Raw genomic sequence first — 15,992 nt, 5'->3', positions numbered from 1 at the left:
GCGGCTCCCGCCGCCGCGCCGGCGGCCTAAGAACGCTTTAGGATATCAGTCCGATGGCTCACGCCGCTGACATCGATCACCACGACGACGGCCATGGCGCCGACGAAAAGCCGCCCTTCTTCGCCCGCTGGTTCTTCTCGACGAACCACAAGGACATCGGCACGCTCTACATCCTGTTCGCCATCATGGCGGGCATCGTCGGCGGGGCCCTGTCGGGCCTGATCCGCTGGGAGCTGATGCACCCGGGCATCCAGGTCTTCACCGACAACGGCCTGCTGGCTCAGCTCGGCGTGTTCAAGGGCAAGCACGGCTACAACGCCGTGGTCACCGCCCACGCCCTGATCATGATCTTCTTCATGGTCATGCCCGCCATGATCGGCGGCTTCGGCAACTGGTTCGTCCCGATCATGATCGGCGCGCCGGACATGGCCTTCCCGCGGATGAACAACATCTCGTTCTGGCTGCTGGTCGCCGCCTGGGTGCTGCTGTGCACCTCGATGTTCGTCGACGGCGGTCCGGGCCACGGCTTCGGCGGCGGCTGGACGATCTATCCGCCGCTGTCGACCACCGGCCACACCGGTCCGGCCATGGATCTGGCGATCCTGTCGCTCCACCTGGCCGGCGCCTCGTCGATCCTCGGCGCGATCAACTTCATCACCACGATCTTCAACATGCGCGCGCCGGGCATGACCCTGCACCGCATGCCGCTGTTCGCCTGGTCGGTGCTGATCACCGCCTTCCTGCTGCTGCTGTCGCTGCCCGTCCTGGCCGGCGCCATCACCATGCTGCTGACCGACCGCAACTTCGGCACCCACTTCTTCGACCCGGCCGCCGGCGGCGACCCGGTGATGTTCCAGCACCTGTTCTGGTTCTTCGGTCACCCGGAAGTGTACATCCTGATCCTGCCGGGGTTCGGCATCATCAGCCACATCGTCTCGACCTTCTCCAAGAAGCCGGTCTTCGGCTACCTGGCCATGGCCTACGCCATGGTCGCCATCGGCTTCGTCGGCTTCATCGTGTGGGCCCACCACATGTACACGGTCGGCATGAGCATCAACCTGCGGGCCTACTTCGTGGCCGCGACGATGATCATCGCCGTTCCGACCGGCGTGAAGATCTTCTCGTGGATCGCCACGATGTGGGGCGGTTCGATCAGCTTCAAGACGCCCATGCTGTGGGCGATCGGCTTCATCTTCCTGTTCACGGTCGGCGGCGTCACCGGCGTCGTCCTGTCGAACGCCGGCATCGACTACAGCCTGCACGACACCTACTACGTGGTGGCCCACTTCCACTACGTGCTGTCGCTGGGCGCCGTCTTCGCCATCTTCGCGGGCTTCTACTACTGGTTCGAGAAGATGTGGGGCGTGAAGTACAACGAGTTCCTCGGCGCTCTGCACTTCTGGATCATGTTCGTGGGCGTGAACCTGGTGTTCTTCCCGCAGCACTTCCTGGGCCTGGACGGCATGCCCCGCCGCTATGTCGACTATCCGGACGCGTTCGCGAAGTGGAACTACGTCTCGTCGGTCGGCTACATGATCACCGTGGCGGGCGTCGGCGTCTTCCTGGTCGTGCTGCTGGAAGCCGCCATCCGTCGCCGCAAGGCCGAGGCCAACCCGTGGGGCGAAGGCGCCACCACGCTGGAATGGACCCTGTCCTCGCCGCCGCCGTTCCACCAGTTCAGCGAGCCGCCGGTCATCAAGGCCGACGATCATCACTGATCTCTGGTAAGATAGCAGTATAAGCGCGGGGGGCGCGGATCCGGCGACAGCCGGGCCCGCGCCCTTCGCCCATCAAGACCCAGCTTTCCAAGATACCGTATCCCATGGCCAAGCCCGCCGTTCTCCCGTCAGACACGCACCGGACCGATCCGGTCCGCGCCGCGCGCTGGCAGGACTATTTCCAGTTGATGAAGCCGCGCGTGATGTCGCTGGTGGTGTTCACGGGCCTGACCGGCCTGGTCGCCGCCCGCACCCACATCCACCCGCTGCTGGGCGCGGTGGCGGTGCTGTGCATCGCCGTCGGGGCCGGGGCTTCGGGCGCCCTGAACATGTGGTACGACGCCGACATCGACGCCAAGATGCGCCGCACCCGCGGCCGTCCGGTGCCGGCCGGCCTGGTCGAGGGCTCCGAAGCCGCCGCCTTGGGCGTGGTGCTGTCCCTGCTCTCGGTCATGCTGCTGGGCATGGCGATCAACTGGCTGGCGGCGGGCCTTTTGGCCTTCACCATCGTCTTCTACGCCGTGGTCTACACCATGTGGCTGAAGCGCTGGACGGCCCAGAACATCGTCATCGGCGGTCTGGCCGGCGCGCTGCCGCCGGCGATCGGCTGGGCGGCGGCCACGGGCTCGGCGCCGCTGAACGCCTGGCTGATGGTGCTGATCATCTTCCTGTGGACCCCGCCGCACTTCTGGGCGCTGTCGCTCTACATCAGCACCGACTACGCCAAGGCCGGCGTGCCGATGCTGCCGGTGGTCAAGGGCGCCAAGGCGACCCGCCAGCAGATCCTGATCTACAGCCTGATCTTCATCCCCGTCTGCCTGGCGCCGGCCTTCACCGGCCTGGGCGGTCCGCTGTACCTGGCCGTCTCGGGCCTGGGCGGCCTCGTGTTCCTGACCCTGGCCTGGCGGGTGTTCCGCAGCGACGCCGGCGACGCGGCCGACCCGCGCACCGCCGACCGCGCCCTCTACGAGGTGGACGCCGCGCCCGCTCCCGCCGCTGAACCGGCCGTCGAGGGCAAGCGCCCGCCGCCGGTGGGCGGGGCCAAGGACGCCCGCAACCTGTTCGCCTTCTCGATCCTCTATCTCTTCGCCCTGTTCGCCGCCCTGCTGGCCGAGGCCATGATCGGCGTGAAGGCTCTGGAGCTCATTCCTTGACCGACCCGAAGAAGACCGTCTCCGTCCAGCCGGACAAGGCCGACGCCATCAAGGCCCGCAACGGCCGCAACATCGCGCTCGCCGTCGGCCTGGTCGCCTTCGTCGTGCTGGTGTTCGTGGTCACCCTGGTGAGGCTGGGCGCCAATGTCGGAAACCGGTTCTGATCCCACGCCGGGCGGGGCCGGCGCCGACAAGACCACGCTGCAGGCCCGCCGCAACAAGCGCGTGGCGCTGATCTGCGCCGTCGCCTTCGTCGGCATGGTCGGCGCGGCCTATGCGGCGGTGCCGCTGTACAAGCTGTTCTGCCAGGCCACCGGCTTCGACGGCACGGTGCGCCGCGCCGAAGCGGCGCCGACCAAGGTGCTCGACCGCACCGTCCAGATCCGCTTCGACGCCAACATCCGCAACCTGCCCTGGACCTTCACCACCGAGCAGGTCAGCCAGGACATCAAGCTGGGCGCCTCGGGGCTGGCCTTCTTCAAGGTCACCAACACCAGCGACAAGCCCCAGACCGGCCGGGCGATCTACAACGTGGTGCCCGAGCAGGCCGGCCCGTACTTCCAGAAGATCGAGTGCTTCTGCTTCTCGAACCAGACGATCCAGCCCGGCCAGACGGTCGAGTTCCCGGTCGTCTACTTCGTCGATCCGCGCTTCGCCGAGGATCCGGAGACCAAGGGCAAGTCCGAGATCACCCTGTCCTACACCTTCTTCCCGGCCGTCGACGGCCAGGAAGGCAAGACGGACGTGCCTCGCATCGTCGAGCCTCTTGGCGGAACAGCGTCCGGCAGACTATAGCTTTCGGCAAGGGAGAGGCGCGGGCCGGGGGGACCCAAGCGACGCGCCATCAATAAGATTAAAGAGGGTTCGCGACACATGGCCCACGGCGCCGTCAAACACGACTACCACATCCTGCCGCCCAGCCCGTGGCCGTTCGTCGGCTCGGCCGCCGCCACGGTCATGGCGCTCGGCCTGATCGCCTGGATCAAGGGCGGGGTGTTCGGCATCGAGAAGGGCCAGTGGTGGCTGTTCGCGACCGGCCTGGCCGGCGTGCTCTACACGATGTTCGGCTGGTGGCGCGACGTCATCAAGGAAGCCAACGCCGGCGACCACACCCCCGTCGTCTCGATCGGCCTGCGCTACGGCATGGTGCTGTTCATCGCCTCGGAAGTGATGTTCTTCGTGGCGTGGTTCTGGATCTTCTTCGAGATGGCCCTGTTCCACCATCACCGCACCCTGTCGGGCATCGAGGAAGTGCGCACCGCCTGGGCCGCCTGGCCGCCGGCCGGCGTCGAGACCGTCTCGCCCTGGCACCTGCCGCTGGTCAACACCCTGACCCTGCTGCTGTCGGGCACGACCATCACCTGGTCGCACCACGCTCTGCAGCAAGGCGACCGCAAGGGCGCCCAGTGGGGCCTGATCCTGACCATCCTGCTGGGCGCGCTGTTCACGACCATCCAGGTCTACGAATACGCCCACATCAACCACGAGCAGCTGTTCTACAACGAAGCCGCCGCCAATTCGGGCCTCTACGGCTCGACCTTCTTCCTGGCCACGGGCTTCCACGGCTTCCACGTCTTCGTGGGCACGCTGTTCCTGATCGTCTGCCTGATCCGCCTGATGAACGGCGCCTTCACGCCCAAGCAGCACTTCGGCTTCGAAGCGGCCGCCTGGTACTGGCACTTCGTCGACGTGGTCTGGCTGTTCCTGTTCGCCTTCATCTACGTGATCTTCGGCGCCTCGACGCACTAAGGTCATAGCCGTTCTAGGGGGCCCGGAGCGCAGACCAGCGTTCCGGGCCTTTTTCGTTTTCAGCGTCTGCGGGGATCGCATGCCCAAGACCAACCCCTACGCCGCCGGCGCCGCCGGGCGATGCCCCGTCTGCGGCGAGGGCTTCCTGTTCGAGGGCTTCCTCAAGATCGCGCCGCGCTGCGAGGCCTGCGGCTACGACCTTGCCAAGCTCGAGACCGGCGACGGGGCGTCGACTTTCGTCATCCTGATCGCCGGGTTCCTGTGCGCGTTCGGGGCGCTGTTCTCGATGTTCGCCTGGAACTGGCCGGTGTGGCTGCTGCTGGTGGTGTGGCTGCCGCTGACGGGCCTGGCGTGCCTGTTCCTGATGCGGCCGGCCAAGGGGCTGATGGTCGCCGCCCAGATCGCCAACAAGGCTTCGCAAGCGGGGCGCGACGATGTCTGAGACCGCTCCGAAGAAGCCCGGCTTCCCGATCGGCCTGACGATCGCCACTCTGATCGCCTTCGCCATCCTCTGCGGCCTGGGGACCTGGCAGGTGAAGCGCCTGGCCTGGAAGGAAGACCTGCTGGCGCGCATCGAGAAGCTGAAGACGGCGCCGGCCATTCCGCTGGCCCAGGCCCTGGCCCGCGCCGACAAGGGCGAGGACGTCACCTGGACGCGTGTCGCGACCGACTGTGGGCCGTCGTCCCCCTCCAAGGTCGCGGGCGGCGACCTGTCGATGATCTACGGCGTGCGCGAGGGCCAGATCGTCTGGCGCGGCCAGGCCGTCTGCTGGGTGGAGGTCGGCAAGACCGACGTCATCCGTCTCGATCTCGGCGTCGTCGATGCGCTGACCGGCCAGCCGGCCCCGCCCGATCGCCTGTTCACCGCGCCGGGGCGCGTCACCGGGGTCCTGATCGACGAGCGCCACCTGGGCAAGCGAACCTCGCGGGAGCCGTCGGTCATCATCCGGGACGGAATGTCGTCCTATCTCCTGATGGTCGAGACCGCCACGCCCGCCGTTCCCGGCGTCACGCCCGCGCCCTTGCCGGCAGAAATTTCCAACCGGCACCTGGAATACGCGCTTACGTGGTTTGGTCTTGCCGTCACCCTGCTCTTTATCTATGCCGCCATGCTCTGGCGGAGGATGAGGCCCTGATGCGTTACGTCTCGACCCGGGGCGAGTCCCCTTCGATCGGTTTCCTGGACGCGGTGCTGGCCGGCCTGGCGCCCGACGGCGGCCTCTATGTGCCCGAGACCTGGCCGACCTTCACGCCCGAAGAGATCGCCGCCTTCGCCGGCAAGACCTACGCCCAAGTGGCCGCCGCCGTGCTCGGCCGGTTCGTCGGCGACGACATCCCGGCCGACGACCTGCAGACCATGTGCGACGAGGCCTATGCCAGCTTCACCCACGCGGCGGTGACGCCGCTGAAGCAGCTGGCCGCCAACCGCTACCTGCTGGAGCTGTTCCACGGCCCGACCCTGGCCTTCAAGGACGTTGCGATGCAGCTCCTGGGCCGGCTCTACGACTACGTGCTGTCGCGGCAGTCGCGGACCATGACCATCATCTGCGCCACCTCGGGCGACACCGGCGGCGCGGCCGTCGAGGCCTTCCGCGGCCGCAGCAACGCCCGCATCGTCGCGCTCTTCCCCGAAGGCCGGATCAGCGAGGTCCAGCGCCGGTTCATGACCACGGCGGCCGACGCCAACGTCAGTTGCGTGTCGGTGCAGGGCTCGTTCGACGACTGCCAGGCCATCGTCAAGCAGGCCTTCCAGGACGACCAGTTCCGCCACGCGGTGGACCTGTCGGGCGTCAACTCGATCAACTGGGCGCGGATCGCGGCCCAGAGCGTCTATTACTTCACCGCCGCCGTCAGCCTGGGCGCGCCGGCCCGCGAGATCGCCTTCGTCGTGCCGACCGGCAACTTCGGCGACGCCTACGCCGCCTTCGTGGCCAAGCAGCTGGGCCTGCCGATCGCCAAGGTCGTGGCCGCCACCAACAGCAACGATATCCTGGCGCGCGCCTTCGAGGACGGCCGCTACGCCCGCGGGGCCGTGGCCGCCACCCAGAGCCCGGCCATGGACATCCAGGTCGCCTCCAACTTCGAGCGTCTCTATTTCGAAGCCGTGCGCCGTGACGGCATCGAGACCGGTCGCGCCTTCCGAGGCTTCGCGACGACGGGCGTGCTCGACATCCCGCCCAGCGCCCATGCGATGATGCGCGAGCTGTTCATCGGCGCCTCGGTCAGCGAGGCCGACACCGCCAAGACCATGCTGGCCACGCTGAACGAGACCGGCGAGATCGTCGATCCGCACACGGCCGTGGGCCTCGCCGCCGCCGCCCGCCTGCGCCTCGAAGACCCCACGACCCCGGTCGTGGTGCTGTCGACCGCCCACCCGGCCAAGTTCCCCGAAGCCGTGCTGGCCGCCACCGGCGTCGTCCAGGGCGTGCCGCGCGGCGCGCCGGACCTGTCGGCCAAGCCCGAACGCTTCGACCGCCTGCCGGCGGATCCGGCGGCCGTGAAGGCCCATGTGCGGGCGTTCGCGGGGAAGTAGGAACGCTTACGCCGACGGATTCCAATATCCGTAAAACCCCCGCGAAAGCGGGGGCCCAGGCTTTTTCTGAAATCCCAGGCGCTCGACGATAAAACGCCTGGGTCCCCGCTTTCGCGGGGATTTTACGGAAGAAGAGTGGCGGTCAGCCTCGCTGGCCAGCCGAAGGGTCGCTTTCGGGCGCTTACGCGTCTACACGGAGGGAAATGACCCTTCCGACCCTCCACACCCTGCCCAATGGCGTCCGCGTCGTCTGCGATCCGATGCCAGGGCTCGAGACCCTGGCCCTGAGCGTCGTCGCTGGGCGCGGGGCGGCCTATGAGGATCCGGCGCGGTCGGGCTGGTCGCACCTGCTCGAGCACATGGTGTTCAAGGGCGCGGGCGGCCGCAGCGCGCGCGACATCGTCGAGGTGGTCGAGGCCCAGGGCGGCCAGATCAACGCCGCCACCGGCTACGAGCGCACCAGCTTCCAGATCCGCGCCCTGAAGGGCGGTCTGCCGCTGGGCGTCGAGGTGATCGCCGACCTCGTGCGCCGGCCCACGCTCGACGCCGCCGATCTGGCCCGCGAGAAACAGGTGGTCGCCCAGGAGATCGCCGAGGCCGCCGACGCGCCTGACGACTACGTCTTCGACCTGCTGCAGAAGGGCGCCTGGGGCGATCATCCGGTCGGCCGGCCGATCCTGGGCACGGTCGACACGGTCGAGGCCGCCACGCCCGAAGCCCTGTCGGACTGGCGCGCCAGCCTCTACGCCGCCGACCGGCTGGTGGTCAGCGCCACTGGCGCGGTTGAGGAAGCCGAGCTGCTGGACCTGGCGCAGAAGGCCTTCGGCGACTTGCCGGCCACGCCCGGCGCGCGGGTTCCCGAGCCCGCCCCGTTCGTTGGCGGCGCCTTCGCCGAGACCCGCAAGCTGGAGCAGGCGCATCTGGTTTTGATGCTGCCGGCCGCCGGCTCGCGCGACGACGACTATTTCGCCCTGCGCGTCTTCGCCGAGGCCCTGGGCGGTGGCATGTCGTCGCGGCTGTTCCAGGAGGCCCGCGAGAAGCGCGGTCTGGCCTACAACATCGACGCCTATGCCGACACCTATGCCGACATAGGGGCGCTTGGCATCTATGCCGGCTGCGCGGCCAAGGACGCAGGCCAGACCGCCCAGGTCTGCGCCGAGCAGCTGCTGGCCCTGGTCGAGCGCATCGACGAGGCCGAGCTCGCCCGCTGCAAGGCCCAGCTGAAGGCGCACATGTTCATGGCCCGCGAGCAGCCTCTGGCCCGCGCCGAGCAGGCCGCCGGCCAGGCCCTGACCTTCGACCGATTGTTCTCGCCCGCCGAGCTGGCGGCCGGGGTCGACGCGGTCGGCGCGGCCGACATCGCGCGCCTGGGCAAGCGGATGCTGGCGCCCGGCAAGGCCGCTACGGCGGTGCTGGGGGCCAAGGGCGCGTTGGGCGCCGGGGAAATCTTCCGGCGGACGTTGTTCGGCGGACAATAAGCCGCAATTGTGCGGCCCTGCTGTTCGAGACCCGTCCTTGTCCGCCATTCTTCGTCTTCTCCGCATCGACCAGGGCCCGCGCATCGAGGGCGATCGGGTCTATCTGCGCCTGCCGCGCCTGGGCGATCACAAGCCGTGGGCGGAGCTGCGCGGCGGCTCGCGCGCCTTCCTGACGCCGTGGGAGCCGACCTGGCCGGCCGACGACCTGACGCGGGCCGCCTTTCGCCAGCGCCTGGCCGCCTACGCCCGCGAACTCGAACTGGGAGAAGCTTTTCCGTTCTTCGTGTTCCGCAAGTCGGACGACGCCATCGTCGGCGGCGTGCGCCTGTTCAACATCCGCCGGGGCGTGGCCCAGACCGGGGTGGTCGGCTACTGGGCCGGCGAGGCGCATGCGGGGCAGGGCTACACCACCGAGGCCGTGCGGGCGGTGATCGATTTCGCCTTCGGCCCGCTGGGCCTTCACCGGCTGGAAGCGGCCTGCATGCCGCATAACGCGCGCTCGGCCGGCCTGCTCACGAGATGCGGGTTTTCCGAGGAGGGATATGCGCGCGCTTATCTTAAAATTAACGGCGAGTGGCGAGATCATCGTCTGTTCGGGTTGATTGCTCCGTCGTGAGTTTCGCCCCGGACCGCACGCCGTCCATCCATGGGGGATCGGGCGGCGCGGGAACGGGCATGTCTTTCAAGGTAGCCGAGCGTAGGATCTGGGACGCGACGACCACGCTGGAAGCGTTGGGCGCCGCTGAGGTCGCGCTATGGCACTGGGACCCCGAGACCGACCGGCTGCGCATCAACGGCGCGGCCCGGGCCCTGGGCCTGTCGCCCCTGGCTCCCGAATGCGCCTCGGCCGCCTTCCGCGCCCTGGCCCTGCCGCAGGACCGCGCCCAGGCCGAAGAACTGCTGCGGGTGCGCGAAGCCGGCTCCGAGATCGTCGTGCGCATGCGCATGCGCGGCGGCGAGACCTGCATCTGGCGCGGCGTCTGGCTGGAAGAGGGTCTGCGCGCCGCTGGCGTCATCGCCCCGGAAGTGAAATTCGCCGCCTCGGGCAAGGACGACCTCACCGGGCTCCTCGACCGCCGCAGCTTCATCGCCCGCGCCCGCGAGCGCCTGACCCATACCGGCGTGCATGAGCTGGTGGTCGCCGACCTCGACCGCCTGCGCCGCCTGAACGAGGCCCTGGGCCACGAGCGCGCCGACCTCGTCCTGGCCGCTCTCGGCTCGCGCCTGGCCGCCGCCTTCCCCGAGGGCTCGATCCTGGGCCGCATCGGCGAGGACGAGTTCGCCGTGCTGTGCGAGCCGCACGGCTACGAGCCGGCCGAGCTGCTGCGCTCGGCGCTGGAACAGCCGCTGCGCATCGCCGGATTCGACATTCACCCGACCCTGACCATCGGCGCCGTCTCGGCCGAGGGCGGCGAGGACGCGCCGGAGGCCGCCGAGCTGGTCCGCCGGGCCGAACTGGCCGTCGAGGCCGCCGCCGCCAACGGGCGCGGCTCGGCCGCCGCCTACGGCCGCTCGATGGAGACCGACGGCCTGTCGCGCCTGGCGCTGGAAGCCGACCTGCGCGGCGCCATCGGCCGTGGCGAGATCATCCCTTATTTCCAGCCGGTCGTGCGCCTGTCGACCGGCGCCCTGTCGGGCTTCGAGGCCCTGGCGCGCTGGATCCACCCGCGTCGCGGCCTGCTGCCGCCCGACGAGTTCCTGCCGCTGATCGAAGAGATGGGCCTGATGGCCGAGCTCGGCGAGCACATGATGCGCAGCGCCGGCAAGCAGCTGGCCGCCTGGCGTCACACCCATCCGGCCGTCGGCGCCCTGACCGTCAGCGTCAACCTGTCGACCGGCGAGATCGACCGTCCGGGCCTGGTGCACGACGTGGCCCAGGTGCTGCGCGAGAACGGCCTGCCGCGCGGCGCGCTGAAGCTGGAAGTCACCGAAAGCGACATCATGCGCGACCCCGAGCGGGCCGCGGTGATCCTGCGCAGCCTGCGCGAGGCGGGGGCTGGCCTGGCGCTGGACGACTTCGGCACCGGCTTCTCGTCGCTGTCGTACCTGACGCGCCTGCCGTTCGACACGCTGAAGATCGATCGCTACTTCGTGCGGACCATGGGCGGCAACGCCGGCTCGGCCAAGATCGTCCGCTCGGTGGTCAAGCTGGGCCAGGATCTCGACCTGGAAGTCGTCGCCGAGGGCGTCGAGAACGCCGAGATGGCCCACGCGCTGCAGAAGCTGGGCTGCGACTACGGCCAGGGCTTCGGCTACGCGCCGGCCCTGTCGCCGCAGGAGGCCGAGGTCTATCTCAACGAGGCCTATGTCGATGGCGCCGCGCCGGTGAAGGCGCGGGGCTGAGGCCTGCGCGGGCCTTCATGCTAGATCGTCATCCCGGCCGAAGCGTAGCGTAGAGCCGGGACCCAGGGGCAGCCGCAGTGCGCCGGCCATCGCTTGGGTGTTCAAACTTGCCGCCCCGCCCCGTCCCCTGGGTCCCGGATAAGCCCTTCGGGCTTTCCGGGATGACGACGGGTTTGGTGTTTGACGATCTGGGCTCCTGAAGCCTCACCCCTTCGCCAGATCCCCGTAGAGCCACGCCGCCGTCACCCCGCCGTCCATCAGGATGTCGCTGCCGGTGATGAAGCCGCCGTCGGGGCCCATCAGCAGGGCGCCCACCGCCCCGACCTCGTCGGGCGTTCCGGCGCGCCCCGCCGCCGATCCCTCGATCATCCGGCGATAGCCTTCGCCGCGCGGGCCGGAAAGCTCGTCGCGGGCCAGGGGCGTCATGACGATGCCGGGGCTGATGGCGTTGATCCGCGCCCCGCGCGCGCCCCAGCGCACGGCCTGGGCGGCCACCCGCAGGGAATTGCCGCGCTTGGAGAGCTGGTAGGCGTTCAGCGGATCGGTGACCACTTCCGGAGCCAGGAAGGGCAGTGCCAGCAGCGCTTCGGTCGGGGTCGTGGCTAGGGCGTGGCTCTGCTCTTCGGGCAGCGGCGGCAGGCGGTGGCCCGACTGCGAGGCGATGACGACGCCGCAGCCGCCGGGGGCGATCACCTCGCCGAACAGCTCCAGCACCAGCGCCGTGCCGTAGAGGTCGACCCTGAGGATCACGCTTGCCGGCGCCTGGCTGGGCGAGACGCCGGCGGCGTGGATCAGGCCGGTCACCGCGCCCAGGGCCGTGGCGGTCGCGACCAGGGCCTGGACGCTTTCCCGCGAGGCGACGTCGACCAGGGCGACGTGGGTCTCGTAGCCGGCGTCGGCCAGCACCTCGGCGGTGGCCTGCGCATTCTCGCGCTTCATATCGGCCAGCAGCACGCGCTTGCCGACGCTTACACGTCGAGCGATCGCCTGGCCGATCTGGCCGGCCCCGATGACCACGATGACGTCGCGCTCGGCTTTGCTCATGGGAGCCTCTCCTTGGTTCAGGAGGCTCAGATAGCGCCCTTCAGGCGACGGGATTAGCCACGGGCTCGTCCACGGCCTGCTGAGCCCGCTTCAGCAGTCCGGGCGCTCAGCCCTCGGCGTCGCTCAGCACCATGGCGAAGGGGACCTGGGCGCCGTCGCGGTTCACATAGCCGCTGACCAGCTTGTGGCCGGGGTTCAGCACGCCCAGCTCGACGTCCTCGGTGGGGAACACCACGGTGCGGCGGTCGCTGACGCAGACCACCAGCTCGTAGCCGTCATAGGCCCGCTGCGACATGGCCTTGATGCGGCGGTAGTAGGGCTCGCGCTTCCAGGCCGCCGGCTTGCCGGGGTCGACCACCACGTTCAGCCGCTTTCCGTCGCGGTCGGAGTACATCAGGAAGCCGGCCTTGTCGGGCCGCCAGGTCTCGTCGAGCTTTTCCGAGGTGAGCCACAGGCAGTGGAAGCCCCGGCAGGCGCCCGGACGGGTCTCGTAGGAGCCGCAGCCGCCGCCCTTCCTGAAGTGGCCGCACCAGACGCCGTCGGGCTTGTTCAGCTCGTCGATGGCCAGCACCTTGCAGCACATGCCGCAGGAGCCGCAGGCCTTGCCTGGGGCGGGGCCCGGAACCGGCGAAAGCGCGACGTCGCTCATTGGGCGGCTCCCGCGAAGGGCTTGGCGGCCATGTCGCGGACGATGCCGAGATCGATGTCGCCGTCGGCGCGGATCTCGAAGGCGCGCGGGCCGACCAGCACGTTGAGGGTCAGGCCGCCGGCCGCGCCGCGCCGGGCCCAGTCGCGAAAGGTGGCGTGGTAGGGGGCCTTGCGCCAGGCCTGGGGCTGGGCCGGATCGACCTCGACGATCAGCCGCCGACCGCCGTCCTCGCGGTGCAGGACGAAGCGGGCGCGGTCGGGCCGCCAGTCGTCGGACAGGCCCTCGGCGTTCAGCCAGTAGCAGGAGAAGTCGGCGCAGGCCGTGGGGCGGTCGGCATAGATCGCGCAACCGGCGCCTTTGCGGAAGTGGCCGCACCAGGCGTGCGGCGCCTTGCCGATGGCCTCGACGCCCATCAGCTTGCAGCACATCCCGCAGTCGCCGCAGCTCCGCTGGCCCACCTGGATTCCCCAATCGTCAGGGTGCGGAACTTAGCCAGGGTTTGTGACGGTTTTTGCGGGCGGGAACGCTGTGGCGGAGGAGCGGCAAACCGCCCAACATCCGTAAAATCCCCGCGAAAGCGGGGACCCAGGCTTTTTCTGAAGCCTCCGGCGCTCGACGATAAAACACCTGGGTCCCCGCTTTCGCGGGGATTTTACGGGAGAAGAAGGCAAGGCTTCGCAAGCTGAAAACGGCCCCCCTCCGGCCCTCTGGGCCACCTCCCCCATAGGGGGAGGATCGTCTTATTCGAACCCCGTCGCGCTCCACACGGCCAGCTCGTTCCCCGCCGGATCCAGGAAGTGGAACCGCCGGCCGCCGGGGAATTCGAAGATCGGCTTCACGATCACGCCGCCGGCGGCCGTTACCTTGGCTTCCATGGCTTCCAGATCGACGGCGTAGAGCACCACCAGCGGCTTGGCCGGTTCCTCGGTGACGTCGCCGACGAAGCCACCGTCGGCGCCCTGGCCCTCGAAGGCCGCGTAGTCGGGGCCGTAGTCGGTGAAGGTCCAGCCGAAGGCGGCCGAGTAGAAGGCCTTGGTGGCGGGCAGCTCGCCGCCCGCCCACTCGATATAGTCGATCTTGCCGTCCTCGCGCATGGGCGGGCCTCCACTGATGTTCTGCAAATGTTCTAGTTTGCCGTCAGGGCAGAGTCCAGACGCTGGTGCGCTTCACCGCCAGGTCTTCCAGTTCGCGGGTGGTGGGCACCTGGTATTCGGCCAGCTTCACCAGGCCCTCCTTGGGGAAGTAGGTGCGGCCCGGATCGCCGACCAGCACGCAGGCCCCGGCCGCGCGGCCCTGGGCCAGCCAGGCCATGACCGCCTTGGCCATCGGGCCCTCGTAGCAGATGTCGCCGGCCAGCAGCACGTCGGCGGCCGGCGGTGGGGCGTCCAGCAGGTTGACGTCGGTGAAGCCGATCTCGACGCCGTTGGCCTGGGCGTTCATCGCCACGGCCGCCTCGCAGAAGATGTCGATGTCGGCGGCCAGCACGCTCTTCGCGCCCGCCTTCATGGCCGCGACGGCGACGATGCCCGAGCCGGTGGCGAAGTCGATCACATGCTTGCCGCGCACGATCTCGGGGTGGTCGAGCACGTAGCGCGCCAGGGCCTGGCCGCCGGCCCAGGCGAAGGCCCAGAACGGCGGCGGCAGGCCGATCTCTTCCAGGGCTTCCTCGGTCAGCTTCCAGATCGGCGTGATTTCGTCGGCCAGATGCAACAGGAGTTCAGGCGCGTGCGGCGTGGGCAGCAGGCGGGTGTTGTCACGGATGAAGGCCCGGCGGCCTTCCAGGGTCTGGACGATCATGGGCGGGTTATAGGCGGCAACGCCTCCCCCGTGAAACGGGGGAGGAACTAGGCGGCCGCCACCTTGCTCGACGCCGCCTTCAGCACCGTCAGATAGCCCGGCGCGTTCAGCATGCCCTCGGTCAGCCCCTTCTCGGCCAGCAGCCGATGCGCCCGGGGAAGGTTCCAGCAAGGCACGTGCATGAACAGATGATGCTCGGCGTGGAAGTTGACGTGGTAGGGGGCCACGAGAGCCCGCTCGAGCCAGTTGGCCTTCGTCGTGCGGGCGTGGCGGAACGGGTCGGGCTCGTCCTTGGCGACCAGGGCGTGCTCGGCGATGTTGCGCAGGCGGGTGACCAGCGGGAACCAGGTGGCCATGGGCACGATCCACAGCGCCAGCCAGGCCCACCACAGGCCCGCGGCCGACAGCGCGACCAGCATGGCCAGGTTGATCAGCAGGAACCGCTTCTGGCCCGCCGCCGCGCGGGCGAAGATCGCGCCCGGGGCCTGGCCGTGTCCACGCTTCTTCAGGCCGGAGATGATCGGCCCGAATCGCTGCTTGAAGAAGGTCTGACCCGTCAGGTCACGGACGATCTTGCGGCGCAGGGAGGCGCGCGTGGTCGGGAACGGGGCCGACAAGACGAGGTCCGGATCCTCGGCCTGCTGAGCGAACTTGTGGTGGGTCAGGTGATAGGGGCGGTAGGCGTTCAGCGAGGCGCCCAGCGGGGCTGCGCACAGCCACTCGCCGAGCCAGTCGTTGACCTTGAGGTCGGGGTGCAGCCCGCCGTGGGCTGCCTCGTGCATCAGGATCGCCAGGCCCAGCTGCCGGGTGCCGATCAGCATGACGGCGACGATATAGGTCAGCGGGTTGGGCCAGATCACGAAGACCGCCCCGGCCAGCAGGATCACGCCCCAGGCGTGGGCGACCATGACGATCCCGCGCCAGGACGAGCGGCGCGACAGGCGGGCCCAGTCCTCTTGCGAGAACAGCTCCCGCGGCTTGATGCGAGCGGCGACGGCCATGGAACGGATCATCGCACATTCAGGTTCCAGCCGACAGAATGCCGTTAGGTCAGGTCCTTTTCCGGAGGTTTTTCATGCGCTTGCCTGTTGTCGTCGCCCTTGCCGCGCTTGGTTTCGCCGGCGCCTCCCACGCTGCCAGCTTCGACTGCGCCAAGGCCAAGAGGGCCGACGAGAAGGCGATCTGCGCTGATCGCAGCCTCGACAACAAGGACGTGCGGATGAGCGTGCTCTACGACGTCAACAAGAAGACGATGGGCATGGGCGCGCGCGGGGCGCTGATGGACAGCCAGCAGGCCTGGTTAAAAGCCCGCGCCGACTGTCGCGGCGACCGGGCTTGCCTGGGGCGGGCGTATGACCGGCGGCTGGGCGAGCTGGAGCGGTCGATGGAGCGGATCTACCGCGCGGGGCCGTTCTAGTTTTTCCTTCTCCCCTTGCGGGAGAAGGTGTCGGCGATAGCCGACGGATGAGGGGTCTCTCAAGCATGAGACGCCTCATCCAGCCTATGCGCTGTCGCAGCGGATAGTTT

18 protein-coding genes are annotated in these 15,992 nt (G+C 69.0%); 12 read left to right on the top strand and 6 right to left on the bottom strand.

Translation table 11 applies throughout. The features are described from left to right. The first annotated feature begins 53 nt into the window (after positions 1–53). The 11 genes from ctaD (at position 54) to AC2YHT_RS25295 (ending at position 10,975) form a co-directional block, all read left to right on the top strand. Positions 54–1,718: a cytochrome c oxidase subunit I gene (ctaD, locus tag AC2YHT_RS25345; protein ID WP_487292565.1), complete on the top strand. Its 1,665-nt coding sequence runs from the start codon at positions 54–56 to the stop codon at positions 1,716–1,718. A 104-nt stretch (positions 1,719–1,822) separates the two neighbouring features. Beyond that, the gene (gene cyoE, locus AC2YHT_RS25340) at positions 1,823–2,872 is read left to right on the top strand and encodes a heme o synthase (protein WP_487292564.1); all 1,050 of its coding nucleotides are present in this window, start codon (positions 1,823–1,825) and stop codon (positions 2,870–2,872) included. A gap of 47 nt (positions 2,873–2,919) precedes the next feature. Beyond that, positions 2,920–3,036 (top strand): hypothetical protein, encoded by a 117-nt coding sequence (locus tag AC2YHT_RS25335; RefSeq protein ID WP_233245330.1) that lies wholly within the window; start codon positions 2,920–2,922, stop codon positions 3,034–3,036. After that, positions 3,017–3,667 carry a cytochrome c oxidase assembly protein gene (locus tag AC2YHT_RS25330; protein ID WP_487292563.1) on the top strand — a complete coding sequence of 217 codons (651 nt, stop codon included), beginning with the start codon at positions 3,017–3,019 and terminating at the stop codon, positions 3,665–3,667. The genes AC2YHT_RS25335 and AC2YHT_RS25330 overlap by 20 nt, the downstream gene beginning before the upstream one ends. Positions 3,668–3,745: 78 nt before the next feature. Next, positions 3,746–4,621 (top strand): cytochrome c oxidase subunit 3, encoded by an 876-nt coding sequence (locus AC2YHT_RS25325; protein WP_110121354.1) that lies wholly within the window; start codon positions 3,746–3,748, stop codon positions 4,619–4,621. 79 nt (positions 4,622–4,700) lie between these two features. Next, positions 4,701–5,063 carry a DUF983 domain-containing protein gene (locus AC2YHT_RS25320; protein WP_110121353.1) on the top strand — a complete coding sequence of 121 codons (363 nt, stop codon included), beginning with the start codon at positions 4,701–4,703 and terminating at the stop codon, positions 5,061–5,063. Then, complete coding sequence (locus tag AC2YHT_RS25315; RefSeq protein ID WP_487292562.1) at positions 5,056–5,757, top strand: SURF1 family protein; 702 nt, start codon at positions 5,056–5,058, stop codon at positions 5,755–5,757. The genes AC2YHT_RS25320 and AC2YHT_RS25315 overlap by 8 nt, the downstream gene beginning before the upstream one ends. Next, a complete protein-coding gene (gene thrC / locus AC2YHT_RS25310; RefSeq protein ID WP_487292561.1) occupies positions 5,757–7,154 on the top strand; it encodes a threonine synthase in 1,398 nt (465 codons plus the stop codon). Before AC2YHT_RS25315 ends, thrC begins: the two co-directional genes overlap by 1 nt. A gap of 203 nt (positions 7,155–7,357) precedes the next feature. Further along, positions 7,358–8,632: a M16 family metallopeptidase gene (locus AC2YHT_RS25305; protein WP_487292560.1), complete on the top strand. Its 1,275-nt coding sequence runs from the start codon at positions 7,358–7,360 to the stop codon at positions 8,630–8,632. Positions 8,633–8,669: 37 nt separating this feature from the next. After that, positions 8,670–9,248, top strand: coding sequence for a GNAT family N-acetyltransferase (locus tag AC2YHT_RS25300; protein ID WP_487292559.1), 579 nt, complete (start codon positions 8,670–8,672; stop codon positions 9,246–9,248). A 59-nt stretch (positions 9,249–9,307) separates the two neighbouring features. After that, complete coding sequence (locus AC2YHT_RS25295; RefSeq protein WP_487292558.1) at positions 9,308–10,975, top strand: putative bifunctional diguanylate cyclase/phosphodiesterase; 1,668 nt, start codon at positions 9,308–9,310, stop codon at positions 10,973–10,975. Positions 10,976–11,179: 204 nt separating this feature from the next. Here the strand turns inward: AC2YHT_RS25295 and AC2YHT_RS25290 are convergent, their stop codons facing one another. From AC2YHT_RS25290 to AC2YHT_RS25265, 6 genes are all read right to left on the bottom strand, one after another. Then, complete coding sequence (locus AC2YHT_RS25290; protein ID WP_487292557.1) at positions 11,180–12,019, bottom strand: SDR family oxidoreductase; 840 nt, start codon at positions 12,017–12,019, stop codon at positions 11,180–11,182. A 106-nt stretch (positions 12,020–12,125) separates the two neighbouring features. Beyond that, entirely contained in the window at positions 12,126–12,668 is a 543-nt protein-coding gene (locus tag AC2YHT_RS25285; protein ID WP_487292556.1) for a YkgJ family cysteine cluster protein, read from the bottom strand. Continuing rightward, positions 12,665–13,126 (bottom strand): YkgJ family cysteine cluster protein, encoded by a 462-nt coding sequence (locus AC2YHT_RS25280; protein ID WP_487292555.1) that lies wholly within the window; start codon positions 13,124–13,126, stop codon positions 12,665–12,667. The genes AC2YHT_RS25285 and AC2YHT_RS25280 overlap by 4 nt, the downstream gene beginning before the upstream one ends. A gap of 282 nt (positions 13,127–13,408) precedes the next feature. Further along, entirely contained in the window at positions 13,409–13,762 is a 354-nt protein-coding gene (locus AC2YHT_RS25275; protein ID WP_487292554.1) for a VOC family protein, read from the bottom strand. Positions 13,763–13,805: 43 nt separating this feature from the next. Continuing rightward, the gene (locus AC2YHT_RS25270) at positions 13,806–14,465 is read right to left on the bottom strand and encodes a class I SAM-dependent methyltransferase (RefSeq protein WP_487292553.1); all 660 of its coding nucleotides are present in this window, start codon (positions 14,463–14,465) and stop codon (positions 13,806–13,808) included. A 47-nt stretch (positions 14,466–14,512) separates the two neighbouring features. Beyond that, entirely contained in the window at positions 14,513–15,466 is a 954-nt protein-coding gene (locus AC2YHT_RS25265; protein WP_487292566.1) for a fatty acid desaturase family protein, read from the bottom strand. A gap of 74 nt (positions 15,467–15,540) precedes the next feature. Between AC2YHT_RS25265 and AC2YHT_RS25260 the strand changes: the two genes are divergently transcribed. Continuing rightward, positions 15,541–15,882, top strand: coding sequence for a lysozyme inhibitor LprI family protein (locus tag AC2YHT_RS25260; RefSeq protein WP_487292552.1), 342 nt, complete (start codon positions 15,541–15,543; stop codon positions 15,880–15,882). The last annotated feature ends 110 nt before the right edge of the window (positions 15,883–15,992 follow it).

The sequence above is a fragment of the Caulobacter sp. SRI_008 genome, assembly GCF_057586355.1.
This window is presented reverse-complemented; position numbering and strand designations above follow the sequence as displayed.